This window comes from Bacillus norwichensis, from assembly GCF_014836955.1.
GTDB classification, from domain to species: domain Bacteria; phylum Bacillota; class Bacilli; order Bacillales; family Bacillaceae_C; genus Siminovitchia; species Siminovitchia norwichensis.
Window position 1 is genome coordinate 27,699 of record NZ_JACSPV010000012.1, and the last position, 25,912, is coordinate 53,610.

At 41.7% G+C, this 25,912-nt stretch carries 20 protein-coding genes; 15 read left to right on the plus strand and 5 right to left on the minus strand.

The features are described 5' to 3' along the window. Positions 1-38 precede the first annotated feature (38 nt). The 3 genes from H9631_RS09130 (at position 39) to H9631_RS09140 (ending at position 4,484) form a co-directional block, all read left to right on the plus strand. Positions 39-1,508: an aldehyde dehydrogenase family protein gene (locus H9631_RS09130; protein ID WP_191812017.1), complete on the plus strand. Its 1,470-nt coding sequence runs from the start codon at positions 39-41 to the stop codon at positions 1,506-1,508. A gap of 49 nt (positions 1,509-1,557) precedes the next feature. Continuing rightward, on the plus strand, positions 1,558-2,940 hold the full coding sequence (locus tag H9631_RS09135) for an aminotransferase family protein (protein WP_191812019.1): 1,383 nt from the start codon (positions 1,558-1,560) through the stop codon (positions 2,938-2,940). A gap of 152 nt (positions 2,941-3,092) precedes the next feature. Next, the gene (locus H9631_RS09140; RefSeq protein WP_191812021.1) at positions 3,093-4,484 is read left to right on the plus strand and encodes an APC family permease; all 1,392 of its coding nucleotides are present in this window, start codon (positions 3,093-3,095) and stop codon (positions 4,482-4,484) included. 120 nt (positions 4,485-4,604) lie between these two features. Here the strand turns inward: H9631_RS09140 and H9631_RS09145 are convergent, their stop codons facing one another. Next, complete coding sequence (locus H9631_RS09145; RefSeq protein WP_191812023.1) at positions 4,605-6,230, minus strand: PucR family transcriptional regulator; 1,626 nt, start codon at positions 6,228-6,230, stop codon at positions 4,605-4,607. 150 nt (positions 6,231-6,380) lie between these two features. Here H9631_RS09145 and H9631_RS09150 point away from each other — a divergent pair, with 150 nt between their 5' ends. The 3 genes from H9631_RS09150 (at position 6,381) to ald (ending at position 10,912) form a co-directional block, all read left to right on the plus strand. Continuing rightward, a complete protein-coding gene (locus H9631_RS09150; RefSeq protein WP_191812025.1) occupies positions 6,381-7,850 on the plus strand; it encodes a CoA-acylating methylmalonate-semialdehyde dehydrogenase in 1,470 nt (489 codons plus the stop codon). A 449-nt stretch (positions 7,851-8,299) separates the two neighbouring features. Beyond that, positions 8,300-9,652, plus strand: a complete 1,353-nt coding sequence (locus H9631_RS09155; RefSeq protein ID WP_191812027.1) for an aspartate aminotransferase family protein — start codon at positions 8,300-8,302, stop codon at positions 9,650-9,652. A 147-nt stretch (positions 9,653-9,799) separates the two neighbouring features. After that, complete coding sequence (ald, locus tag H9631_RS09160; RefSeq protein ID WP_191812029.1) at positions 9,800-10,912, plus strand: alanine dehydrogenase; 1,113 nt, start codon at positions 9,800-9,802, stop codon at positions 10,910-10,912. Positions 10,913-11,313: 401 nt separating this feature from the next. On the opposite strand, the gene H9631_RS09165 is transcribed toward ald, so the two are convergent. Then, positions 11,314-12,408, minus strand: a complete 1,095-nt coding sequence (locus tag H9631_RS09165; protein ID WP_191812031.1) for a M24 family metallopeptidase — start codon at positions 12,406-12,408, stop codon at positions 11,314-11,316. 160 nt (positions 12,409-12,568) lie between these two features. Here H9631_RS09165 and H9631_RS09170 point away from each other — a divergent pair, with 160 nt between their 5' ends. The 3 genes from H9631_RS09170 to H9631_RS09180 all read left to right on the plus strand — a co-directional run bounded on the left by H9631_RS09170 (position 12,569) and on the right by H9631_RS09180 (position 14,939). Then, a complete protein-coding gene (locus H9631_RS09170; protein WP_191812033.1) occupies positions 12,569-13,252 on the plus strand; it encodes a metal-dependent hydrolase in 684 nt (227 codons plus the stop codon). Positions 13,253-13,303: 51 nt separating this feature from the next. After that, a complete protein-coding gene (locus H9631_RS09175; protein ID WP_191812035.1) occupies positions 13,304-13,546 on the plus strand; it encodes a hypothetical protein in 243 nt (80 codons plus the stop codon). 82 nt (positions 13,547-13,628) lie between these two features. Further along, positions 13,629-14,939 (plus strand): CBS domain-containing protein, encoded by a 1,311-nt coding sequence (locus H9631_RS09180; RefSeq protein WP_191812037.1) that lies wholly within the window; start codon positions 13,629-13,631, stop codon positions 14,937-14,939. Positions 14,940-15,230: 291 nt separating this feature from the next. On the opposite strand, the gene H9631_RS09185 is transcribed toward H9631_RS09180, so the two are convergent. Then, complete coding sequence (locus H9631_RS09185; RefSeq protein ID WP_191812039.1) at positions 15,231-15,542, minus strand: YtpI family protein; 312 nt, start codon at positions 15,540-15,542, stop codon at positions 15,231-15,233. 128 nt (positions 15,543-15,670) lie between these two features. Here H9631_RS09185 and H9631_RS09190 point away from each other — a divergent pair, with 128 nt between their 5' ends. After that, positions 15,671-16,609: a DHH family phosphoesterase gene (locus H9631_RS09190; RefSeq protein ID WP_191812041.1), complete on the plus strand. Its 939-nt coding sequence runs from the start codon at positions 15,671-15,673 to the stop codon at positions 16,607-16,609. Between the two features lie 10 nt (positions 16,610-16,619). Here the strand turns inward: H9631_RS09190 and ytrI are convergent, their stop codons facing one another. Then, the gene (gene ytrI / locus H9631_RS09195) at positions 16,620-17,126 is read right to left on the minus strand and encodes a sporulation membrane protein YtrI (protein WP_191812043.1); all 507 of its coding nucleotides are present in this window, start codon (positions 17,124-17,126) and stop codon (positions 16,620-16,622) included. After that, on the minus strand, positions 17,123-17,455 hold the full coding sequence (locus H9631_RS09200) for a YtrH family sporulation protein (RefSeq protein WP_191812045.1): 333 nt from the start codon (positions 17,453-17,455) through the stop codon (positions 17,123-17,125). The genes ytrI and H9631_RS09200 overlap by 4 nt, the downstream gene beginning before the upstream one ends. Before the next feature lie 158 nt (positions 17,456-17,613). Between H9631_RS09200 and dnaE the strand changes: the two genes are divergently transcribed. The 5 genes from dnaE (at position 17,614) to pfkA (ending at position 25,893) form a co-directional block, all read left to right on the plus strand. Further along, positions 17,614-20,967: a DNA polymerase III subunit alpha gene (gene dnaE, locus H9631_RS09205; protein WP_191812047.1), complete on the plus strand. Its 3,354-nt coding sequence runs from the start codon at positions 17,614-17,616 to the stop codon at positions 20,965-20,967. 97 nt (positions 20,968-21,064) lie between these two features. Then, a complete protein-coding gene (locus H9631_RS09210) occupies positions 21,065-22,303 on the plus strand; it encodes an NAD(P)-dependent malic enzyme (protein WP_191812049.1) in 1,239 nt (412 codons plus the stop codon). A gap of 274 nt (positions 22,304-22,577) precedes the next feature. Further along, complete coding sequence (gene accD, locus H9631_RS09215) at positions 22,578-23,462, plus strand: acetyl-CoA carboxylase, carboxyltransferase subunit beta (RefSeq protein WP_191812051.1); 885 nt, start codon at positions 22,578-22,580, stop codon at positions 23,460-23,462. Then, positions 23,456-24,436 carry an acetyl-CoA carboxylase carboxyl transferase subunit alpha gene (gene accA, locus H9631_RS09220; RefSeq protein ID WP_191812053.1) on the plus strand — a complete coding sequence of 327 codons (981 nt, stop codon included), beginning with the start codon at positions 23,456-23,458 and terminating at the stop codon, positions 24,434-24,436. Before accD ends, accA begins: the two co-directional genes overlap by 7 nt. Before the next feature lie 497 nt (positions 24,437-24,933). Continuing rightward, positions 24,934-25,893 (plus strand): 6-phosphofructokinase, encoded by a 960-nt coding sequence (pfkA, locus tag H9631_RS09225; protein ID WP_191812055.1) that lies wholly within the window; start codon positions 24,934-24,936, stop codon positions 25,891-25,893. Positions 25,894-25,912: the final 19 nt, after the last annotated feature.

Below are 25,912 nucleotides of genomic sequence, written 5' to 3' on the forward strand. Positions count from 1 at the left end.
CTCACAATATTCAATATGACTTTGAAGGGAGATTGACGATGACTAAGGAATACAAACTTTTTATTAATGGAGAATGGACAGATGCTGTCTCAGGCAAAACTTTTAAAACTTACAATCCGGGGACGGGAGAAGTAAATGCTGTCGTCGCAGAAGCTGAAAAGGAAGATGTTGATCGCGCTGTCCGGGCGGCAAGAAAGGCTTTTGAATCAAATGAATGGAAGAACATGCTGCCGGGGGAAAGAGGAAGGCTTCTGTTCATGGCCGCCCTTAAAATGAGAGACAAGATTGAACATCTTGCTGAAGTGGAATCAAGAGAATGCGGTTTAACGATAAAAGAGACCCAATTCATTGCTTTGCCGGCAACCATTGATGTGCTTGAGTTTTATGCAGGGCTTGCCAATAAATTGCAAGGGGAAACACTTGCTTCACCACCCGACCGATTGAATTATACGATTCGTGAGCCGCTTGGTGTTATCGGGGCAGTGGTACCTTGGAATTTCCCTTTAATGCTAGCTATGTGGAAAATTGCACCCGCACTTGCAACCGGAAATACGATTGTGCTTAAGCCAGCGGAACAGACACCTTCCAGCTTGCTTGAATTAATGGAGATTTTCCAGGAAGTTGGCATTCCGGAAGGCGTTATCAATGTTGTTCCTGGGTTTGGAAAAGAAGCAGGAAGTGCGCTGGTGTCACATCCAGGTATAGATAAAATTGCCTTTACAGGATCAACTGCAACAGGAAGATTTATCATGCAGGCTGCCAGCGAAAATTTGAAACCGTTATCACTCGAGCTTGGAGGGAAGTCCCCCAATATTATCTTTGAGGACGCCAACCTTGCAAGTGCAGTAAAAATGGCTGCGTTCGGTATTTATTTTGCCCAAGGTCAGGTTTGTGCGGCAGGCTCTCGAATCTTTGTCCAGGATTCCATTTACGATGATTTCATGGATGCATTTGTTAAGCAGGCAAAATCAATAAAGGTTGGCAACCAGTTGGATATGGCTACACAGATGGGACCGCAAATTTCACAAACACAGCTTGAAAGAATAGAGGATTATGTGGCAGCAGGGCTCGATGAGGGAGCAAGCCTACTAACAGGTGGAGAGAGGCTTTCTTCAGGGGATGGGTACTTCTATACTCCGACTATTTTGGAAAACGTATCCAATGACATGAGAATTGCTCAAGAAGAAATTTTCGGTCCTGTGGCATCTGTTATTCGATTCACAGATGAGGAGGACGCATTAAGAAAAGCAAATGATACGATTTATGGACTGGCTGCGGGAGTATGGACAAACGACATTAAACGCGGTCACCGGATGGCCAGAGGTCTCAAATCCGGAACCGTTTGGATCAATACATATAGTCTCTTGGACAGTGCGGCGCCATTTGGCGGAACTAAACAAAGCGGGTTTGGGCGTGAACTGGGTGTTCAGGCGATGGATATGTATACGGAAACAAAGCATGTCTGGGTTGATTTGAATCCTGATGCTATCGATTGGTACGGCGCTTAAACCGTTTTTTATAAAAAATTACTTATAAAAGTAGAGGGGGAATTGATCAATGACAAAATCTGTAACAGCTGAAATCAGTGTAGAGGAATTACGAGAACTGGACAAAAAACACTTTCTACACCCGACTACTCCAATCAAAGAACAACAGGTGGAAGGGCCTGAACTCATTTTTGAATCAGGAAAGGGCATTTGCATCACCGATGTCAATGGCGATGAATACATCGATGGTGTATCTTCCTTATGGAATGTCAACGTCGGTTATGGAAGAAAAGAACTTGCAGAGGCAGCAAGTGATCAGGTGCTTAAGCTTTCTTACGGTTCTTCTTTTTTCAACCAGTCACATGAAGTAGTCATACGTTTAGCAACAAAGCTAGCAAGCATCGCACCCGGCGACCTAGATGTAAGCTTCTTTACATCTGGAGGATCGGAATCTAACGAATCAGCCTTTAAAATTGTTCGACATTATTGGAAGCTGAAAGGCCAGCCGGAAAAAAGATTAATCATTGGATTGGAAAATGGGTATCATGGCGTAACGATGGGAACAACGAGCGCCACAGGGGTTCCAGAATTTAAAAATATGATCACAGAAATTGCCCCTGGCTTCTTGCATGCTTTGCCGCATCAAACTAAATGTGAAAAAGGAGATAGCTCCCACCCCAACTACGAAAGAAGCATCAGGGGAATTATTGAAAAAGAAGGACCAGAAAATATTGCGGCGGTTATTCTTGAGCCGATTCAAGGAGTCGGCGGTGTGAATATACCTCCAGAAGGATATTTAAAAGCAGTTCGTGACCTTTGTGATGAGCATGATATTTTCATGATTACAGATGAAGTTATTACGGGATTCGGAAGAACAGGAAAAATGTTTGGGGTTGAGAATTGGAATGTTGTTCCTGATCTGATGTGTGTGGCTAAAGGGATTACGAGCGGCTACGTCCAACTTGGAGCAGTCATGATGTCAAGCAAGCTGAGAGATGAGTTGGCAGACATGTCTGAGGGGCCAATGTTCCATGGATTCACCTACAGCGGACATCCGATGGCTTGTGCGGTAGCATTGAAAAATATAGAAATCATTGAACGCGAAGGCCTTGTGGAGAATGCCCGTGAAATGGGAGAGGAATTATTAAAAGGCCTGAAGTATCTAGAGGAAAACCACAAGATTACTGCAAAAGCCAGAGGGCTGGGATTAATGGCGGCTATTGAACTGTTAAAAGATCGTGAGACAGGTGAAGGCTTTGCGCCGGAGTTGTTTGCAGCTCCAGCGGTTGTCGCCGATTGTAAGCAACGCAACCTGATTTTGAGACCCCTTATTTTCGGTGGAATGAATGCTGTGGCTATTGCCCCTCCATTAATCTCACAAAAGCAGGACATTGAAACAATCGTCGAGATTCTATCAGACTCAATTAACGAGTTTGAGCAAAAAGTTCTTTGATGATGGATGAAAGGGCTGTCCCAAAATTGAAACTCTGAAAAGACTTTTGGGACAGTCTTTTTTCTTATGATTATGCTGCTTCTTTACGATTCATTTAGTGTAAACGATTTCAAGAAGATTTATAGAGATAGATATAAGAGAGGAGTGTTATTATGGAAGCTAGCAGGACCTCCGAAGCGGCTTTACAACCTGCTGACACGAATACTGGTACCAATGAATTGAAGAAAGTATTTAAAACTAGAGATTTGGTTGTGTTTGGACTTGTTTTTATGGCTCCGGTATCAGCACAGACATTATTTGGAGAATTGTCGTTAATCTCCCAAGGCCATGCCGTGCTATCCTATCTTGTAGCCCTTGTTGCTATGATTTTCACGGCAGCTAGTTACGGAAAAATGGCAAGCGCTTTCCCAGCCGCAGGCTCAACGTACAGTTATACGGCACGGGCCATTCACCCGGCTGTTGGATTTGTTGCGGGCTGGACTATTTTACTGGACTACCTAATGATGCCTATTTTATTGACAAAGCTAAGTGCCTTATTTTCTTTGGAGCTGTTCCCAAGTGTTCCATATTGGATCATGCTGCTTGTCTTTTTTGTTCCAATCACTCTTTTCAATTATTACGGAACGAAAATTACAGCCCGTGTAAATATGGCCATGACCGTTGCCATGCTGTTTAGTTTAGTTATTTTTATTATCTTTGCGATGTCAAATCTTGTAAGTACTGATGGGGTAGGAAGTCTCTTTTCAATCACCGGAATCTTTAACTCCGGAACGTTTTCGATGGACGCTTTAATAGCGGGGGCTTCCATTGCGGTTTTATCATACCTAGGGTTTGATGCGGTAACGACAATGGCAGAAGATTCAAGGGAATCTGGGAATATCGTTGGTAGGGCAGCGGTGATTGCTTTGCTGTTTGCTTCTCTCTTCTATATTATGCAAGTTTATTTTGCGACTTTGGTTGCTCCAGATTTCAATTCTTTCCAATCTCCTGACACAGCTTTTTTTGAGATTGCCACAACTGTTGGTGGCAGCGGATTAGCTACTATTTGTACTGTTATTATCGCTTTAACTGGTATTGCAACAGGATTGGCTGGGCAATCCTCCGGATCACGAATTCTGTTTGGTATGGGACGAGACAGGGTGTTACCGTCGATCTTTGCTAAACTTCATCCGAAGCATAAAAGCCCATACGCAAGTATTATCATTTTGGCAGTAACTGGGTATTTAGGAGCGCTATTACTTCCATTGTCATTCATTTTTTCGATTATGGTCTTTGGAGCATTAATTGGATTTACTTGCGTTAATATCTCAGTATTTTTGGAATTCTATATTAAAAGAAAGGAACGTTCGGGGAAATATATTTTGTTGCACTTGTTATTCCCTGCATTGGGAGTATTTGTCTGTTTGAACATTTTATTGGGAATGGATGCCATCGGAATTACAGTGGGCTTTTCCTGGATGTTAATTGGAATCATCGTATTGTTGATTAGGATGAATTCTGTCAAAAAATCTGGGGCGGCGGATCCTTTTAAATTAGATATGTGATCTGAAAAGCATGAGCACTCCATCAGATTTAGGTGAGTCTAGTCATCAAGGCTTAATTATTGTAATCATAAAAAGAGGAAAAACATCTGCTCATCTAAAGTGATGTTTTTCCTCTTTTATTCAAGACTTCTTAATCAGTTCATAACCCTTAATCGCTGCTTCTACGGCGATTCTTCGATTTGAGTCCATATAATCCTTTCCAAGTAAGTGCTCAATTTTATCGAGTCGATGATAAAGTGTTTGCCTCACGATAAAGAGCTGTTTTGCTGCTTCTTTTTTCGATCCGCCGCAAGCAAAATAGACTTTTAGTGTCTCATAGAGATCGCTGTCATTTTTGGAGTCGTAATCCAGAAGAGGACCAAGATAATCTTCCACATATGAGGATAATTCACCGCTCTTTCTCAAGGGAAGGAGCAGTCTATATATCCCGATATCGTCATAAGTGATCATCTTCTCTTTGAGGTTTGATTGATTTAAAGCCACTACTTCTTTTGCTTCTGCGTAGCTACTCGATAATTGGTCAATGTGCTGGTATTCCCGTCCAACTCCGTAAATCTTATTATTCCCCAAAAGCACCTTTTGTTCCTTCGTTCGTAGAAGGTGCTGGATTAAAAGTGTCAGCATTTCTTTACCTTTCTCGTGAGCATTAGCTGGGAATGCCGCAATAACAGCAATTTCTTCTTTAGTTGCTGACACAGCGGGGGAAAATCCGAATCTTTTGAAAGACCCGCGGATCATCAATGATCTTTGTAGTTTTATATCTTCCCATTCTTCTTCACTGATCATCCGTTCAGGCGGCTGAATCTCCATGACAAAAACCCGATATCCCATGTCAGGACCTACAAATGGCAAATGGCTGATTAACTCGTCAGTGTTGTAATCCCTGCCCTGAAGTACAGCTCTTACAAATTTGTCTTCGGAATGCTGTTTTCTTTCTTCAATCGTTCTGTTTCTCAAAAGAATTTGGGCAATAGCGAGAGCAGCCCTGTCCAAAATTAAAAAATGAAATTCTTCTGGTGCATCATCAGAGGCATGAAGGCATAAGTAGCCCCAGGTTTGGCCAAGTCCCTCAACCGGCATGAAAACAAATGACTCATTATCAATTGTAAGCATTCGTTGAGAGAAGGACTCCGTTTCTGCTCCTTGAAAGTAATCCAATAACAAATCGTGGAAGTATTTTTGATCAGATGGATAATAGAAGCTTTTGCCTTGTAAAGGAACGAAAATAATAGTCCGGTGAAAGTAATCGTACAATTCATGAAGTATTTTTAAAATGCCGTTTGAAGACATAGATAGCTCAATAAACTTTCTTGAAGAAGAATCTAAGTAGCTTAGCAGATCATGGTGCCGATTAATGATCAAACTATGAAGCTCTTGCGTAATATCAACGAATTTAACAGTCTCTTCAAACATGATAATAGGAAAATGATTGATTTCGGCAAGCTCTAAAATATCTTCGTGAATCTCTTGAAAATAAGGTCCCTTTTCAATGCAAATTCCGGCTGCCTTAGAAGCGATCAATTGTTGGACAAATTTTAGCTGAGTGGAGACGTCAAGATGGAGTCCGACACCAGTTGTTAAAATCAACTCACCTCCATGAATGAGGGAGCCAAAGTCTTCCACTTCCAAAACGTGGACCCATCGGATCACTCTGTCAAGGCCGCCGGATCCAGCAAGTATTTTGGCGCGCTTAAAATGACCTCTTGTAAAAATATCTTTTACTTTCAATGTGAATTCATTCATCATGGCGACGGCCTCCAATATGTTAAATGAAATAGAACGATGATTTTACATAATGTCTAATGATTTAAAAGCGAATAGTTTGTAAAATTGATTATGAAGTGAAAGGAAGAATGAGTCAAATATAAATATTACTAAGCTTAGGAGGATAAAAAGATGAGTACTGTTTCTGAAAAGACGAAAACACTTGCGAATTTTATAAATGGACAATGGGTTAAATCAAAGACAGACAAATATGAAGATGTTCCAAATCCGGCAACTGGAGAAATTCTTGCCCGTGTTCCAATTTCTACAAAGGAGGATTTAGAAGAGGCGACAACCGCAGCAAAAAAGGCATTTAAGACATGGGGGAAAACCGCGGTTCCGCAAAGGGCGAGAATCCTTTTTAAGTATCACCAGTTATTGATCAATGAGTGGGACGAACTGGCAAAATTGATCACCATCGAAAACGGCAAGAATTTTGCTGAAGCATATGGTGAAGTTCAAAGAGGAATTGAGTGTGTGGAGTTTGCTGCAGGAGCGCCAACATTGATGATGGGACATCAACTTCCTGATATTGCAACAAATATTGAATCCGGAATGTACCGTTATCCGCTTGGAGTAGTTGGAGGAATCACTCCGTTCAATTTCCCGATGATGGTTCCATGCTGGATGTTCCCGCTTGCGATTGCTGCTGGAAATACATTCATCCTGAAACCATCCGAAAGAACACCGCTTTTGGCAAATCGATTGGCAGAGCTTCTGAATGAAGCAGGTCTTCCTGAAGGAGTATTCAATATCGTACACGGTGCACATGATATTGTAAATGGAATTTTGGAGCATCCTGATATTCCGGCTGTTTCATTTGTTGGATCACAACCAGTTGCCGAATACGTCTACAAAACAGGCACTGCAAATGGCAAACGGGTTCAGGCATTGGCAGGAGCCAAAAACCATACGATTGTCCTTGAAGATGCAGATTTGGATTCTGCTGCAAATAACATCTTTAATGCGGCCTTTGGTTCTGCAGGAGAGCGTTGCATGGCGTGCTCGGTTGTTGTTGCAGTTGACGATATTGCGGACGAGCTTGTGAAAAAGCTTGTTGAAAAATCTGACAGCATCAAAATGGGTGACGGAATGCAAGACGGTGTTTTCTTGGGACCAGTTATTCGTGACTCTCATAAAGCTAAAACACTCGGTTACATCGAATCAGGAATTGAGCAAGGCGCAACACTTGTCCGCGATGGACGTGAAGATCAATCTTTATCGGAAGGCGGTTACTTCGTCGGACCGACTATCTTTGAGAACGTAACAACCGATATGAAAATCTGGAAAGAGGAAATCTTTGCTCCTGTTCTTTCAGTCATTCGCGTTAAAGATTTGGATGAGGCAATCCAATTAACGAACAAATCTGATTTTGCAAACGGCGCCTGCTTGTTCACAGACAGTGCCAAAGCTATCCGTAAGTTCAGAGAGGAAATTGATGCTGGTATGCTTGGAATTAATTTGGGTGTTCCTGCTCCAATGGCATTCTTCCCATTCTCTGGCTACAAGAAATCTTTCTACGGAGATTTGCACGCAAATGGACGCGATGGAATCGAGTTCTATACACGTAAGAAAATGGTTACCCAAAGGCATGCATATTAATACAGGGATGAAGGTTGGCCGCCTTTAATTGGCGGCCTTAACTCTTCCTAATAAGTGGGGCTTGCGAAAAATAGTATAGAATTACGGCTTCCGTTTAATCTGCCATTCTATTAGTCTTAAACTGGTAAAGTCATAATTCAGGTAATGCTTCCTAATCGGTAATTAGACTTAAAAAGGCTGATTTATTTAGTAGAAGTCTCCCACTTCTGTGGGGGTGAGATGAATGCATATAGGTTTGCATTCAGTGGCGGCAAACCCTGGCTGAAAAAAGTTAAACCCTCCGGCAGATACCACAGGTTTTCAGAGGGGATTTATCGAGTGAAGCTTAATAAAATCTGGGTGTAAATACGTCAAGGCACATTTGATATTAACATAAAAACACATAGACGGTTTGGTCTATCCATACAATTGTGGAAGAACCCAAGCTTAAAAAGGAAAGGGGTAAAACGATGACATCAGTTAAAACGGATACATTGGTTGAAAGAGACCGCCAAAATGTGTGGCATCATATATCTCCATTTAACGAAGCGAGCCCACCGACAGTTTTTACAGAAGCGAAAGGGGCTTGGATGACCGATCACAAAGGAAACAAGGTGTTGGATGGGATGGCGGGGCTGTGGTGCGTAAACGTCGGATATGGACGGGAAGAGCTGGCAAAAGCTGCTTATGATCAAATGATCAAAATGACTTATACTCCGATGACACAAAGTCATCAGCCTGCCATCGACTTGGCGGAGAAATTAAATGAATATTTGGATGACGACTACATGATTTTCTATTCAAACAGTGGGTCTGACGCCAATGAGGTTGCTTTTAAGATTGCGAGACAATACCACCAGCAGAACGGTGAGTCTTCCAGATTTAAATTTATCTCTCGTTACCGCGCCTATCACGGAAGTTCCATGGGGGCATTGTCGGCAACCGGCCAGGCGTTAAGAAAATATAAGTATGAACCATTAGTACCTGGATTTTTACACGTTGCACCGCCAGACAGCTATAGAAGGCCTGCAGGCATGTCCGTTGAGGAGTTCAACATTCAAAAAGCGCATGAATTTGAAGAAAAAATCATCTGGGAACAAAAAGAAACAATCGCCGGAATCATTATGGAGCCTCTCATCACTGGTGGTGGGATTATCGTACCGCATCCGATTTATATGGAAAAAGTTCAAGAGATTTGCAATAAGTACGGCGTTTTGTTGATCATTGATGAAGTTATTTGCGGGTTTGGCAGAACTGGCAAGATGTTCGGACACAAGCATTATAAGGTAAAACCAGATATTATTTCAATGGCTAAAGGTTTGACAAGTGCCTACTTGCCGTTATCCGTCACGGCTGTTAGAAAAGACATTTATGAAACTTTTAAAAAGAGTGAAGAAAACAGCCACTTCCGCCATGTGAACACATTTGGCGGAAATCCAGCAGCTTGTGCCTTAGCCTTGAAAAACTTGGAAATTATGGAAAGAGAAAATCTAGTGGCTCGTTCCGCTGAGCTTGGAGAGCGCCTACAAACTGAGTTGGCTGAGCTGAATGATCATCCTTACATCGGCGACATCCGAATCAAAGGATTTTTAATGGGAATGGAGATGGTAGAAGACAAGGAAACCAAAGAGCCTGCAACGAACGAAAGGGTCGGAAAAATTATTGCAGAGTGCAGGGCGAAAGGTTTGATTATTGGTAAAAATGGGGACACTGTTGCCGGATATAACAACATTTTAACTCTATCTCCTCCGCTTTCATGTACTGACGAAGATGTCAATTTTATTATTTCGACAATTACGGAAGTATTAAATAATAATAAATAAAAAGCAGGTTAAAATACTGTGTACAGAGGTGTTTTCGACAACACCTCTGTGTTGTTCACAAAAATGTTCTCTCAGGGGGCTTTCGTTAACTGAATTAAAGTGATATATTCTATTTGTGATAGTTAGAACATGTTAGGAGGAAGTAATATGATTATTGGTGTACCTAAGGAGATTAAAAGTAACGAAAACCGTGTTGCTATGACACCGGCTGGAGCTTATACATTGTCACAAGCAGGCCATGAAGTACATATTGAAACAGGTGCAGGGCTAGGCTCAAGCTTTACTGATGAGCAGTATGTTGAAGCTGGCGCGAAAATTGTCGACAGTGCTAAAGCAGCTTGGGACGCAGAAATGGTTATGAAAGTTAAAGAACCTCTTGAAGAAGAGTTTGGCTATTTCCGTGAAGGACTTATCCTTTTCACATATTTGCATCTTGCTGCAGAACCAGCATTAACTAAAGCTCTTGTAGAGAAAAAAGTTGTTGCGATTGCTTACGAAACTGTACAGCTTCCAAATCGCTCACTTCCACTTCTTTCTCCAATGAGTGAAGTTGCAGGAAGAATGGCTACACAAATCGGTGCTCAATTCCTTTCCAAAACTTATGGAGGAAAAGGAAAACTTCTTGCTGGAATCCCAGGTGTAGAACGTGGAAAAGTAACAGTTATTGGTGGTGGACAAGCTGGTACAAACGCTGCGAAAATGGCAGTTGGGCTTGGTGCTGATGTAACAGTTATCGACTTGAGTGTTGACCGTCTCCGTCAGCTTGACGATATTTTCGGCAACGATATTAAAACATTGGTTTCTAACCCATTCAACATTGCTAACGCAGTTAAAGAATCCGACCTAGTTGTTGGTGCGGTTCTTATCCCAGGAGCGAAAGCACCTAAACTTGTTTCAGAAGAAATGGTTAAATCCATGTCTCCAGGTTCTGTCCTTGTTGACATCGCGATCGACCAAGGCGGTATCTTCGCTACTAGCGACAGAGTTACAACTCATGACAACCCAACTTATGAAAAACATGGCGTTGTTCACTATGCAGTTGCTAACATGCCTGGCGCTGTTCCACAAACATCAACTATGGGATTGACTAACGTAACAGTTCCTTATGCGCTTCAAATCGCTAACAAAGGCTACAAGCAAGCTTGCCAAGATAACGAAGCTCTATTCAAAGGAATCAACGTTCTTGATGGAAAAGTTACATTCAAAGCAGTTGCTGATGATCTCGGATACGATTTCGTTGACGCAAAAGAATTGCTTTAATAAAGAAAAGCGCATAAGCGCTGAAGAAAACCCAAGCAGGCAATCTTTGTCTTCTTGGGTTTTTATATGAGCTCAAGTTTGTTATCTGAAGTAAAAACAACTGCGGGGATCGAAATCCGCCAGTGCTTTTAATTGCCTTGATTTTGAAAAAGAAGTGAAATCATTCGCACGATTAAATGGTGTTTCGCACGATAATTAGGAAAATCGCACGATAAAACGAGAAATCGCACAATAATTGAAAAGATCGCCCGATAAACGAAAAGGTCGCACGATTAAATAGGAAATCGCACGATAAACGAAAAGATCGCACGATTAAGCGAGATTTCGCACAATGAAATGAGATTCCGCACGATCTCCATATTTTTTGCTTCATAAATCGTTTCCTGCACACTTTCACATCTTTATTCGATGATTTGTAAAGTTTTTGGATATTGGGTTAAAACTTCAACGCCATTTTCTGTTACAAGCACATCATCTTCAATGCGCACCCCGGCAACTCCTGGGATGTAGATTCCAGGCTCAATTGTAAATACCATTCCAGTCTCCAGTTTCATTTCGTTGGTCTCTGTTAAGGAAGGGAATTCGTGTACGCTGATTCCGAGACCATGACCGAGTCGGTGGGTGAAATATTCTCCGAAGCCAGCATCTCTGATAATATTCCTGGCGGTTTGATCCAGTTCTTTTGCTCTTATCCCTGGTTTTGTTAATTTGACTGCTGCTTCTTCAGCTTTTAAAACCGTATCGTATATTTCTTTTTGTCTATTGGATATTTCCCCGAAGGCGAGTGTCCTAGTAATATCAGAACAATAGCCGTTGTAAATGACTCCTAAATCCATCAATACAAGCTGTCCCCGTTCTATTTTCGTCAAACCGGGGATTCCGTGTGGTGAGGCAGCATTCGCTCCAGCTAGGACGAGAGGATCGAATGACATTCCAGCGCTTTTTTTCTTGATTTCATATTCAATGGCAGCAATAATATCAAGCTCTGTTTTTCCTTCCGCCAGTTCGTTAGCACCGACTTCGACAGCAAAATCTACTAATTCGCATGCCTTCTTGATCGCTGCAACTTCCTGTTCATCCTTGACAAGGCGCAATTCGTTTAAGATATGATCAGCATTCACAAAATGAGTATATTCAAACCTGTTTGCCAGTTCTTCATATCTACTCACATTCAAATGATCCTTTTCTACTGCCCACGACTGTACCTTTGGAATACGCGCTTTTATTCGCTCTTCTGCAAGGTTCCACGGATTGTCAGAGTCACTATATCCGAGAATTTCCTTATCCCAACCTGAGCTCTTTGCATCATCTACTTCCATACCTGGACAAATGAGAAGAGGTTCATTGTCTTGAAAGACGACGAGCCCAAGCAGCCGTTCGTGCGGTTCACATCTGAATCTGGTAAGATAAAATACATTATCCGGCGAAGAGATGAAGGCTGCATCAATTTGTTGGTCCTTCAGCCATGAGATTAATTTTTCTAACCTGGAGTTCATAACTAACATCCCCTTGATTTCAATTACTTAATTTGAGATTAGCACTAGATAGTGAAAGAAACAAATAAGAAGGAAAACTATCGGAATACAGGAAGGAAAAAAGCAAGTTATCTCGAAATCAATTGGATAGGGATTTTAATTAAAGGAGTGTTGCAGTAAGATGAAAGTCTCGTATCATGGGCATTCAGTGGTGAAAGTTGTAACAAATGGGAAAACAATTTTAATTGATCCTTTTATTACTGGAAATGAATTGACAGATTTAAAAGCAGAGAATGAAAATCCTGATGTGATTATTTTAACGCATGGACATTCCGACCATGTCGGTGACACTGTTGAGCTTGCTAAAAGAAGCGGTTCACTCGTAATTGCACCGAATGAACTTGCAACATACATAGGGTGGCAAGGTGTGAATACGCATCCAATGCATATTGGAGGGGCGTATGAATTTGATTTTGGGAAAGTAAAATTCACGCCAGCTTTTCACGGCTCTGCTATTTTTACTGATGATAAACAAATCATTTATTTGGGCATGCCTGCCGGAGTTTTATTGATGTCGGAAGGGAAAACGATTTATCATGCTGGAGATACCGCGCTGTATTCGGATATGAAATTGATTGGAGAGCGTCATCCTATTGATTTGGCCTTTTTGCCGATTGGTGACAATTTTACAATGGGGCCGGAGGATGCTGCGCTGGCAGCAGAATTTGTACAGGCTAAGACAGTTGTCCCAATCCACTACAATACATTCCCGCCTATTAAGCAGGACCCACAGCGCTTTATCGAATTACTAAAAGAGAATATTAACGGGAAAGTTATGAACCCTGGGGATTTAATCGAGCTATAAGCAAATCCCTCTGCATATATTAATACCATTAGTTTATGCAGGGGGGATTTTATGAATAACCGTTATTTGCTCTGCCTTCTAATCTGCTCCGCTTTGACTTACTTTGCAGTACCTCGAATAGACCCAGCAGCTTCAGGGATGGAAGGGATATTTGCAGTAAGTTGGCTGGCGTTTGCAATCCTTGTTTTTGCAGGGAACCTGGCAGCTCTTCTATTTCCTCATAGACATAGAAAGAGATATGCTGAGAATTCAGCAGGGGACAGAAAAAGAAAGGAACGCATGAGAGCAAACTAAAAGAAAGAGAAAATTGATGAACCGGGCTTTTCACTATATAATAATCTTAATGATTGTACGGTAAATGAAAAGGGTGAAAAGCTTGTCGACAAAGCATGAACAAATCATTCGGCATATTGACGGATTGCCTGTAGGGGAAAAAATCTCTGTAAGGCAAATTGCAAAAGCGTTGAATGTCAGCGAAGGAACAGCCTACAGAGCTATAAAAGACGCTGAAAACAAGGGGTATGTAAGTACAATTGAACGGGTCGGAACGATCCGGATAGAACAGAAGAAAAAAGAGAATATAGAGAAGCTCACATACGCAGAGGTTGTTAATATTATTGACGGCCAAGTATTGGGTGGAAGAGCCGGCCTTCATAAAACGCTCAACAAATTTGTGATTGGCGCCATGAAACTTGATGCAATGATGAGGTATACGGGTGCGAATAATCTGTTGATTGTTGGAAACCGGACAAAAGCCCACGAATACGCATTAATGGCTGGTGCTGCAGTTTTAATAACTGGTGGCTTTGATACAGAAGACCATGTGAAAAAGCTTGCGGATGAGTTGGAGTTGCCAATTATTTCAACAAGTTATGACACTTTTACTGTGGCTGCTATGATCAACAGGGCTATCTACGACCAGTTAATCAAGAAAGAAATTATTCTGGTTGAGGATATTTTTATTCCTCTTGAAGATACCATTACGATTACAACAAAGGAAAAAGTATCAGACTGGTATAAAAAGAAGGAAATGTCCGATCACAGCCGTTATCCGGTAGTTGATTTGAACAATAAGCTACAAGGGATAGTCACTGGGAAGGACGTCATCGGGCAGGATCCAGATGCAGGCATTGATAAAATGATGACGAAGAATCCAATCTCTGTTGGCAGAAAAACCAGCGTAGCCTCAGTCGCCCATATGATGATTTGGGAAGGAATCGAGGTGCTTCCGGTTGTAGATGAGCACCAAAGACTTGAAGGGATCATTAGTCGCCAAGATGTCTTGAAAGCGTTGCAAATGATCCAGCGTCAGCCACAGGTAGGAGAAACGATTGATGACACAATCTCAAAACAGCTTTCCAACAGCAAATATGCAGGGGAGCCTTCCTTTACATTCGAGGTGACTCCGCAGATGACCAGTCAGCTGGGAACAATTTCCTACGGAGTTTTCTCGTCCATTATAGCCGAGGCCTCCAACAGACTATTCAGGCTACAGAAAAAAGGAGAGCTTGCTGTTGAAAGCATGACTATTTATTTCTTGAAACCGGTCCAAATGGATACAACTCTGGAAGTTGTCCCTAGAATATTGGAAGCTGGCCGTAAATTCGGGAAAGTGGATGTTGAAGCCTTCAATAATGGAGAAATTGTTGGGAAAGCGCTGATGATGTGCCGCTTGATTGATCGATAATTCCGGAAAGTACAGGTACTCGTTGTATTGGACTGAAGCGCCTGGGTTTTTAACTTCATTCAGTAGAAGTCTCCCACTCTGTAGGTGGTGAGATTTATCAAGCTGAGTTCGAGAAAAAAGCCTTTGATACATCATCAAAGGCCCAGATTTGCTGGATAGCGGGATCATGGGAAGGATGCCCGTGTTTTCGGTTATGCCCGCTCACGGGAGCGCGCTTTTTCACAAATAAATGTGACGCGCCGTTAATAAATGGTTCCAACATAAAAAGCCGCTTTTCAGCGGCTTTTCAATTCAGCGGGTTTGTCCATCAAAATGTTTCGCTTCCTCTTTTACATATGGAATATGATGGCGGAAAGATTTAAATCCCACCCATGCACTGGCGCATCCCAGTAAAATAAAAATGGCAGCAACAATATAGGTTGTTGTTGTACTGAACAAAAAAAGCTGGTTTAATCCAAATAATGCAACAAACAGACCTAGGGCCATGCTGGATTTTCCGCTGAGCAACTTTCTTTCCATCGGCCGTCTGCTTCGAAAGTACTTTATTTTATAGTAAATATAAAACGAAGCTGACAAGATGATCAGAAAAACTAAAAATGGCATTTTTCCATCCTCCAAATCAATAACTGGTCATCCATTTTATTGTAACGTCAATCAATTATAAATGCTACTTGCCCAATAGCGAATATTTCATGAACTTCCTTGATTGTGCAAGGTGAAAGGAGCTTCTTATGAAAGAAGAGATTTTTGAAGCTATCAAAAGCTATAATACCATCATTATTCATCGCCATGTCCGTCCGGATCCTGACGCCTATGGATCCCAAGGAGGATTAGCTGAAATTTTGAGAGCATCCTTCCCTGACAAGCAGATTTATGCTGTAGGAAAACATGATCCATCCTTGGATTATTTACGTAAACCAGATGTTGTTTCTGATGAGGTGTACAAAGGAGCTTTGGTCATCGTTTGTGATACAGCCAACCAGGAAAGGATCTGCGATTCAAGATATCATTTAGGTGATAAGCTGATTAAAATCGACCATCACCCAAATGAAGATCCGTACGGGGATATTTTATGGGTTGATTTGAAAGCATCTTCCGTAAGTGAAATGATCTATGAATTTTATAAAACATTTAGCGATGAAGGTTTAATAATGACCGATGAAGCAGCTAGATTAATATATGCTGGAATTGTCGGGGACACCGGGCGGTTTTTATATCCGAGTGCCACAAAGAAAACATTTGAATACGCTAAAGATTTAATAGGTTATTCCTTTGATCGGGGACTTCTGTATAACAGCATGTACGAGCTAGAACCAAACATGATTAAACTGCAGGGATATGTGTTGGAAAATTTCACAATGAATGAAGACGGAGCGGCAGTAATATCCATTCACAAAGGAACCCTTGAAGAATACAGAATTCTCCCGTCAGAGGCATCCCAGCTTGTAAGCTCTTTGGGGATGGCAAAAGGAATCAAAGCATGGGTCTTTTTTATCGAAGAAGATGATCAAATCCGTGTTCGCCTGCGTTCAAAGGGGCCAGTCATCAATACAATTGCCATGAAATATAATGGCGGTGGGCATCCTCTTGCGGCAGGAGCTTCGGTTTACTCATGGGACGAAGCAAAAGAAGTGATAGAAGATATAGAAGCGGTGTGCAGACAAAATTAATGGCCGATTCTTAGTCAGCCAGTTTCAATTCCAATACAAGGCTGATCGTTGTGTAAAAATATAACTCATTGACGATCAGCCTGTATTGCTTTCCGTTTATGTTCAATGTTTTATTTTCAACCGTCTTTTTTATAATCTCTTTATTTTTATAAGCGGTTGTCAAATCTTTGGCGATCAGCGATTTTAAATCCTCTTTAATGGATTCCTCTGCTTCATAAATACTTTGGCGGTCACGGATTTCGTATCGTTCAAAGTTTTGGATTTTCACATCAATCTCTTGGACGATCAGCATTTCTTCATTCTTTTTATTCAGTTCCTGGTATTCCTCTTCCCAAATTTGAATATAGCCATTTAATTCTTTGATCCGGATAGCTTGCCTTTCTATGATTGTACTATTTTTTTGCTGGGCAATTCCAAATATGAAGAGGAAGATAAGCCAGCTAATGCATCCACCGACAGCAGCACCTGCAAAAAAACGCTGCCATACCGGATGGCGATACAATGGAGGAATTCTCATGATATGTGCTCCTGGGTAAGCCAAGAAATGATCAAGGAGGCTGTTTTGGCACCGCCCATTGCAGACAATATCAATAAAAATTGCTTGAACAGATCAGTTGTACCACCTTCCAGAAATCCTTTTTCAAAACTATACACTGTGTCGAAGGTACCTCCAATGGCTGCAATGATGGCCCAAATCCTTACCCGTCCCGCTATGTTGGCTATTTCGGCCAACAACGGTGCTCCAGTAATAAAAGCAGCTAATCCGCCGATCAAAGAGCCTCCAAGCATGACTCCAAAAGCAATAAAATAACTATTAAAAAAAGCTGGAAAAAATGGTTCTTGCATGATTACCAACCCCAAAGATTAAATTATTCTTCCTTTGTTATTACTTATATGGGACAAACCGTTAATGTATGTAAAAATAAAGGTTATAATAGAGGGGAACGAATATTCCATTTGAACTTTATTGACAGGAAGTATCGGATAGAAATGAGGTAAATCACTTGAACTTTGTTCAATTGCAAATAGCTACTGCATACAGTTTGCTGTCAAGTACGGTTTCCATCTCTGAGTTGGTTCAGGAAGCGAAGAAGAACAATTACTATGCTTTGTCCATCACAGATCATAATGTTTTATATGGTGTCTTGTCTTTCTATCAAACTTGCAAGGAAGCAGGGATTAAACCAATTATCGGGATGACTGCGGATGTGGCAGTGGAAGAACAGCAGGCGTATCCTTTGGTTTTATTGGCCAAAAACAATGTAGGCTATACCAACCTTTTAAAAATCTCAAGTGCTATTCAAATACAGCAAGATAAAACCATTTCATGGAAATGGCTTAGGTCATACAGCGAGGGACTAATTGCTATTACACCAGGAATCAGGGGAGAAATTGAGCAGCTCTTGAAGGAAGGGAACCTGGAACAGGCAAGAACAGCTACAGAGCGCTACATCTCTACGTTTGATGAGGACTCCTTTTATATTTCATTGCAGGACCATCAAGCTAATCCTTCGTCTGGTTTTATTAAGGTCATTGATGAGTTTGCAAAGGATCTGGGAATCAAGACGGTTGTGACAAATGATGTTCGGTATTTAGATAAAGAGGATCACTTTGCCTATACGTGTCTTGAGGCGATCCGTGATGGAGAAAAGCTGGACATTGCGGATGAACAATTAAATAAAACCGGAGAATATTATTTCAAAAGCAAGGAAGACATGTGTGAGTTATTTTCCGAGTACAAGGAAGCACTTGAAAATACCTTTCGGATTGCCGAAGAATGCAACGTCCTCATAGAAACAGACAGACATCTGTTGCCAAAGTATCCCGTTTCTGAAAACCAGACAGCGCAAAGCATGCTTTTGGTTCAATGTGAAAAAGGGTTAGAGAAAAGGGGAATCGATAGTCCTGAATACAAAAGAAGACTGAAGTATGAACTGGAAATCATCAACCAAATGGGGTTTAATGATTATTTTCTGATTGTATGGGACTTTATGAAGTATGCGAGAGAGAACGGGATTTTGACAGGGCCAGGTCGTGGATCGGCAGCGGGATCACTTGTCTCTTATGTGCTTGAAATTACGGATGTTGATCCAATCAAACATGGCCTATTGTTTGAGAGATTCTTGAATCCAGAAAGAATCTCCATGCCGGATATTGATATCGACTTTCCGGACGTCCGTCGTGATGAGGTAATCGAATATGTGGCTGACAAATACGGAAAAATGAATGTGGCTCATATTATTACATTTGGAACATTTGCTGCGAAGGCTGCGCTTCGTGATACAGCGAGGGTTTTTGGTTTAAGCCCGAAAGAGATCGACCGGCTTTCGAAAATGATACCATCCCGTCTCGGTCAAACATTGGCAGGAGCTATTCAAGAATCTGGAGGATTGCGAGACATGATTGCATCCTCTGAGCAAAACCATTTGATGTTTGAGACGGCATTAAAGTTGGAGGGACTTCCAAGACATACTTCCATCCATGCTGCTGGGGTAGTCATTAGCGAGGAACCGCTCGTGAACATTATTCCGATCAAAGAAGGACCAGATGGTGTGTATGTGACACAGCTTCCTATGGAAGATCTGGAAAAAATAGGCCTCCTGAAAATGGACTTTTTGGGGCTGCGGAATCTAACCCTTTTGGAGCAGGTGATCAAAAGTATTAAAATCCATACAGGGAAAACGATTAATTTAAAGAATATCCCGTTTGCAGATGAAAAAACATTTCAGTTACTGCAAAAAGGTGACACGACCGGAATTTTTCAACTGGAATCTGAAGGGATGAGAAAGGTCCTAAGAGAACTTCGGCCGACAGAGTTCGAAGACATTGTAGCGGTTAATGCGCTTTTTAGGCCGGGACCGATGGAGAACATCCCGACTTATATTAAAAGAAAGCATGGCGAAGAGAAAGTTGAATATTCTCATCCTGATCTGAAGCCAATCTTGGATTTCACGTATGGAGTCATTGTCTATCAAGAACAAATCATGCAAATAGCGGCGGTGCTTTCCGGCTATTCTCTAGGGGAAGCTGATCTTCTTAGAAGAGCTGTTAGTAAGAAGAAGCGTGAAGTCCTCGACCAGCAGAGGAAGCGGTTCGTCTCCGGAGCAGTTGAAAAAGGATACGACCAGCATACTGCCAATACCACATACGATTTAATTGTTCGTTTTGCAAATTATGGTTTCAACCGCAGTCATGCAGTGGCATACAGTTTTATTGCTTGGCAGCTTGCCTGGTTAAAAGCTCATTATTCAAAATATTTCATGGCTGCTCTCTTGACGTCTGTAATAGGAAACGAGGACAAAATTGCTCTTTATACCGCGGAAGCTAAGCAAAAAGGAATCGACGTCCTTCCTCCGTCCATTAATAAAAGCCATTTTCCTTTTCTTGCTGAAAAAGGAGGGATTCGCTTTAGTTTAAGAGGAGTTAAAGGACTCGGTGTTGCTGCAATGAAAGAGATTGTCCAGGCACGAGAAGGAGGCCCATTTAAAGACCTGTTTGACTTTTGCCTTCGGGTGTCTCCAAGAATCATCAATAAAAAAATACTGGAGTCGTTAATATATGCGGGCAGCTTTGATGAATTCGGAAAAGACAGAGCTGTTTTACTTGCGACGCTTCAAGTAGCTGTTGAGCACGCTGAACTGATGAGACCTTCAAGTAGTACATCGGATCTTTTCATCGAAGAAGAGATGTTTCAGATAAAACCGATGTATGTGGAAGCGGAGCCGATGCTGCTTCCAGACAAACTGGCATTTGAAAAAGAAACGACTGGGATTTTTTTATCCAGTCATCCGGCAACTGCCTTTGAAGAAGGATTCCTATCAGCTGGTGCCGCCAAATTGATTCATCTGGAACCGGGGCAAAGAAATAGATCAGTAGGTATTTATTTGACTGGAGTCAAAACAATCCGTACGAAAAAGGGCGACGTCATGGCTTTTATTACGATGAGCGATCCTTCAGGGGAGTTGGAAGGGGTTGTTTTTCCAGACGTTTACAGGCGAAGCAGTGAATTATTGAAGCAGGGAGAAGTTGTTCTTCTCAGTGGAAATGTGGAGGAGCGTAAAGGTGCCATTCAGTTTATTGTTCAAAAAGTTGTTTCAGTAAGAGAATTGAAAGATAACGTCAGCGAACAAATGAAGACATTGTATGTGAAAATTCCAGCTGAAATGCAAGTGCCTGCTATATTAAATAAACTGCATTCCATTTTTGAGAAATATCCAGGACAAACACGGGTCATCCTCTATTATGAGAAAGAAAATAAAATGATCAAGCTAGGGGATAAAAAGCGCGTTGATCCTACTGATACATGTTTGAAAGAGATTAGCGGACTTCTTGGAGCAGATTGTGTAAAGTTAAAATAATTTTCTCAAATAGACGATAATATGGTATATTGTTTTATAAGCTTTTTTATTGGTGTATAAAAAACTGGGTATGGTTTGTATGAAGGAGTGAATATTGTTGTCATTGCGTGATGAAGCATTGCATATACACAAATTACATAAGGGGAAGCTTGAATCAAAGTCCAAAATTGAAGTGAAAAATGCAAAAGATTTGAGTCTAGCTTACTCCCCTGGTGTTGCTGAGCCATGTAAGGAAATTTATGAAAATCCAGGAACTGTGTATGATTATACAATGAAAGGCAACATGGTTGCTGTAGTTTCTGATGGAACAGCAGTGTTGGGACTGGGAAATATCGGCCCTGAGGCAGCTTTGCCAGTTATGGAAGGTAAGGCAGTATTGTTTAAGAGTTTTGCCGGTGTGGATGCTTTTCCAATCTGCCTAGATACAACAAATGTAGATGATATTGTCCAAACAGTTAAACTGCTTGAACCAACATTCGGCGGAGTGAATCTTGAGGATATAGCAGCTCCAAACTGTTTTGAAATCGAGAATAGATTAAAGAAAGAATTAAGCATCCCTGTTTTTCATGATGATCAACATGGTACAGCCATTGTTACAGTAGCTGGTCTTATGAATGCATTGAAAATTACAGGAAGAAGAATGTCTGAAATAAAAGTGGTGGCAAATGGAGCCGGTGCAGCGGGAATTGCGATTATTAAACTGCTTCATAGCTACGGTGTTCGAGACATCATCATGTGTGATTCCAGAGGGGCAATCTATGAAGGCCGTGAAGAAGGAATGAATGAAGTGAAGGCAGAAGTTGCCAAATTCACTAACCGTGATCGACTTGACGGTGACTTGTCCTATGTCATCCAGGATGCTGACGTATTTATTGGGGTATCTGTAGCGGGTGCATTGACAGAAGAAATGGTCGCTTCCATGAAAAAAGATCCGATTATTTTTGCTATGGCCAACCCGGATCCAGAAATTATGCCTAATGTTGCCAAGGCTGCGGGTGCGAAAGTAGTCGGAACAGGAAGATCTGACTTCCCGAACCAGGTCAATAACGTATTGGCATTCCCTGGACTTTTCCGCGGAGCGCTTGACGTACAAGCTACAAAGATCAATGAGAGAATGAAACAGGCTGCAGTAGAGGCTATAGCGAGCTTGGTTTCGGAAGACGAACTGTCTCCTGATTTTGTCATTCCAGGACCATTTGACCCGAGGGTTGCCCCTTATGTGGCGGCTGCGGTTGCCGAAGCTGCTATGGAATCAGGAGTGGCACGTATTAAAGTGGATCCAGATAAGATCAAGGAAAAGACTATGCAACTCGCTGTTATTGGTAAAGATAAATAAGTTTATACTGGAAACAAAGGAAAGGCCGTGCCGATTTGAAGGCCGGTCTTTCCTATGCGTGTTCAATCCTTAGAAAAATAAAAGGATAGGAAAACTGTCCATTATTCAGACGACCAGATTGTTACAGAATCTTTGATACTACAACAAGTGTCGCCTAGCTCGCAAGAACAAGAGCTTCTCTAAACGTATTGTGTACATTTACGAGGGAGGCTTCTTGTCTTGCCGAGGCTTATCAAGGCGCTTGCACTTTTCTGATTTGAAAGGAGGGCCTGCTGTGCTTAAAGATTTTTTTTCAAAGCAAAAGAATGCAAAGCCAAAGAAAAGGAAATACGCAACCATTCCTTCTGAATCTGCCAAGCAGGATGTTCCCGAAGGAATTATGTCGAAATGCCCGGAATGTAAGAAGATTATGTATACGAAAGAGCTCCAGAAGAATAACAAGGTCTGCCTTCATTGCGGTCATCATTACAGAATGACGGCTCAAGAAAGAGTTGAAAGCTTGTTTGACGAGGGGTCCTTTGTGCCATTTGATGAAAAAATAGCAACAGAAAATCCGCTTGGTTTTCCGAATTATTTAGAGAAGCTGGAGCAGGATAGAGAAAAATCAAAGATGGACGAAGCAGTCCTTACTGGTTCAGGGACAATTAATCAGATTGAAGTGGTAACAGCTATTATGGATTCCCGTTTCCGTATGGGAAGTATGGGTTCGGTTGTAGGTGAAAAAATCGCGAGAGCTATTGAAGCTGCGGCTGAAAAAAAAGTGCCATTCATTATTTTTACTGCTTCAGGTGGTGCCAGGATGCAAGAGGGAATATTATCTTTAATGCAAATGGCTAAAACGAGCACGGCACTTAAAATGCTCAGCAATCAAGGCGGTTTAATTATTTCTATCATGACTCATCCTACAACAGGAGGGGTTTCGGCAAGCTTCGCTTCGCTTGGCGACTTTAATTTTGCGGAACCAGGGGCTTTGATCGGTTTTGCCGGTCGGCGTGTTATTGAGCAGACCATAAGGGAAGAACTTCCTGATGATTTCCAGACGGCTGAATTCCTATTAAATCATGGTCAGCTTGATGCAGTCATCCCGCGTTCTGAAATGAAGGAAAAGCTGACGACAGTGCTTGAAATTCATCAACAAGTAGGTGATATTGCATGGTGAACGAGCTGGAATTTGAAAGACCTGTGCTTGAACTTCGAGAAAAAATAGCGGAATTAAGAGAGTTCACGAAAAACTCGGATGTAGATTTGTCAGATGAAATCGACAAACTGGAGTCCCGGTTGGAAGTGCTTGAGAAAGAAATATATGAAAATATGCGTCCTTGGGACCGTGTTCAGCTTGCCCGCCATCCTAAAAGGCCGACAACGCTTGATTATGTTGAGCATTTATTTACTGATTTTCTGGAGCTTCATGGAGACAGGCTGTATGGCGATGATCAGGCCCTTGTAGGTGGAATTGCTAAATACAAAGGTCTTCCAGTGACTGTGATTGGCCACCAGCGAGGCAGGGATACTAAGGAAAATATTCGCCGGAATTTTGGGATGCCGCATCCGGAAGGCTATCGTAAGGCCTTACGTTTGATGAAACAGGCTGAAAAGTTTCGCCGACCTGTTATTTGCTTCATCGATACAAAAGGAGCGTATCCGGGAAAATCAGCGGAAGAGCGGGGACAGAGTGAAGCCATTGCACGGAATCTTTTTGAAATGGCCGGCTTGAAGGTGCCGATTATTTGTATCGTCACTGGAGAAGGAGGAAGCGGAGGAGCTTTGGGTCTTGGAGTCGGAGATCGGATCTATATGCTGGAAAACTCCACGTATTCGGTCATTACCCCTGAAGGGGCGGCAAGTATTTTATGGAAAGATGCTTCCTTGGCGAAGCAGGCGGCAGAAGCAATGAAAATCACTGCGCCTGATCTGAAGGATCTCGGAATCATTGATGCAATCATTTCTGAGGTAAGAGGTGGGGCCCACAAAGATATCCAAAAGCAGGCGGAAGAGATTGACAAAGTCCTGAAAAAAGCTTTGAAGGAGCTTATTCATCAAGACTCCGATACCCTTATAAAAGATCGTTACGAGAAATTTAAAAAGATGGGTAAATATGCTGAACAAAAAGAATATGAAAATGTTCAAAATTAAGAGGCTGGGACAGAACCATTTTAGGTAAAGGAAAATCCGAACTTTGATTCAAATTTCTTCTAGGAGAAATTGAATCAGTTCGGATTTTCTTGTTTAAAGCTATTAATTTCTATAAATCATTCGTCTTTTAGGTTGATCTTTTTAGTTATGTCCCAGCCTCTTTTTTAATGTATTCAATCGTGTATTTCGTAACTCAACAATCGAAATGAACGGTTTCCAATCAGCACTAAACGTCCCCGTAAAAGGTGTGTTTTGCAACACAGGCATCAATTAGAATTAAATGGTACATTTATGGGGCGGCTATCAAAAAAAACGTCACCAGCAACCGCCTGAAATTCTAGTCTGCTAAGCCCACATTTCGCTGGGTTAAACAAGCCATTTCGACCTTCTTGATCCCTGTTCCTATATAAAATTTGTTAATAGCATGATGAAATGGTATTTTTAACATATAAAGTCTATTCAAAAATACATATTTTTTGTCCAATGGAGTGACTCAGATGAGAAAGATAGGGATATTGACAAGTGGTGGAGATGCTCCAGGAATGAATGCGGCCATCCGTGCAGTGGTAAGAAAATCAATTTACCATGGGCTTGAAACGTACGGTATATACCAAGGCTTTAGTGGATTAATAACGGGCAATATAAAGAAACTGGAGCTTGGATCAGTTGGTGATATTATCCATAGGGGCGGTACAATCCTGCAGTCGGCCCGATGCGAAGAATTCAAAACAATTAAAGGCCAGAAGCAAAGCATTACATGTTTGAAAAAACATGGCATCGAAGGATTAATCGTAATAGGAGGAGACGGCTCCTATTTGGGAGCTAGAGCGCTTAGCGAACTTGGTTTTCCTTGCATTGGTGTGCCAGGAACAATAGATAATGACATACCTGGAACCCAATATACAATTGGATTTGACACTGCATTGAATACCGTGTTGGATGCTGTCGACAAAATTCGCGATACTGCAACATCACATGAAAGAACATTTGTCATTGAAGTAATGGGACGGGATGCGGGTGACATTGCACTTTGGGCAGGACTCGCCGGCGGCGCTGAATCAATCCTTATTCCAGAGGAATCCTACGATATAGAAGATGTCGCTAATCGGATTGATAATGGGCTTAGAAGAGGGAAAAAACACAGCATTATCATTGTTGCTGAAGGAGTCGCGAGCGGTGCTGAATTTGCAGAGAACTTAAAAGAAAAAACAGGGCTGGAAACGAGAGTCTCTGTCCTTGGCCATATTCAAAGAGGTGGATCACCAACAGGGTTTGACCGCGTTCTTGCCAGCAGGCTTGGAGCAAGGGCAGTTGAATTATTGATGGCTGGAGAAGGAAGACGGGCTGTCGGAATTGAAGCAGGTAAAGTAGTAGATGCTGATTTGCTGACTGTTTTTGATAAGCCGAAGCATATGGATCATGACTTATATCAATTATCGAAAGAATTATCTATATAGATGACTTTCAACAAGGAGG

Excerpts from the sequence above, each read along its gene's own strand:
- H9631_RS09150 (WP_191812025.1), top strand. The coding sequence starts at position 6,381 with ATGAGTACTGTTTCTGAAAAGACGAAAACACTTGCGAATTTTATAAAT.
- pfkA (WP_191812055.1), top strand. The coding sequence starts at position 24,934 with ATGAGAAAGATAGGGATATTGACAAGTGGTGGAGATGCTCCAGGAATG.
- H9631_RS09140 (WP_191812021.1), top strand. The coding sequence starts at position 3,093 with ATGGAAGCTAGCAGGACCTCCGAAGCGGCTTTACAACCTGCTGACACG.
- H9631_RS09200 (WP_191812045.1), bottom strand. The coding sequence starts at position 17,455 with ATGCAAGAACCATTTTTTCCAGCTTTTTTTAATAGTTATTTTATTGCT.
- H9631_RS09185 (WP_191812039.1), bottom strand. The coding sequence starts at position 15,542 with ATGCCATTTTTAGTTTTTCTGATCATCTTGTCAGCTTCGTTTTATATT.
- H9631_RS09130 (WP_191812017.1), top strand. The coding sequence starts at position 39 with ATGACTAAGGAATACAAACTTTTTATTAATGGAGAATGGACAGATGCT.
- H9631_RS09190 (WP_191812041.1), top strand. The coding sequence starts at position 15,671 with ATGAAAGAAGAGATTTTTGAAGCTATCAAAAGCTATAATACCATCATT.
- H9631_RS09175 (WP_191812035.1), top strand. The coding sequence starts at position 13,304 with ATGAATAACCGTTATTTGCTCTGCCTTCTAATCTGCTCCGCTTTGACT.
- H9631_RS09145 (WP_191812023.1), bottom strand. The coding sequence starts at position 6,230 with ATGATGAATGAATTCACATTGAAAGTAAAAGATATTTTTACAAGAGGT.
- H9631_RS09165 (WP_191812031.1), bottom strand. The coding sequence starts at position 12,408 with ATGAACTCCAGGTTAGAAAAATTAATCTCATGGCTGAAGGACCAACAA.
- accA (WP_191812053.1), top strand. The coding sequence starts at position 23,456 with ATGGTGAACGAGCTGGAATTTGAAAGACCTGTGCTTGAACTTCGAGAA.
- ald (WP_191812029.1), top strand. The coding sequence starts at position 9,800 with ATGATTATTGGTGTACCTAAGGAGATTAAAAGTAACGAAAACCGTGTT.
- H9631_RS09135 (WP_191812019.1), top strand. The coding sequence starts at position 1,558 with ATGACAAAATCTGTAACAGCTGAAATCAGTGTAGAGGAATTACGAGAA.
- ytrI (WP_191812043.1), bottom strand. The coding sequence starts at position 17,126 with ATGAGAATTCCTCCATTGTATCGCCATCCGGTATGGCAGCGTTTTTTT.
- H9631_RS09155 (WP_191812027.1), top strand. The coding sequence starts at position 8,300 with ATGACATCAGTTAAAACGGATACATTGGTTGAAAGAGACCGCCAAAAT.
- H9631_RS09170 (WP_191812033.1), top strand. The coding sequence starts at position 12,569 with ATGAAAGTCTCGTATCATGGGCATTCAGTGGTGAAAGTTGTAACAAAT.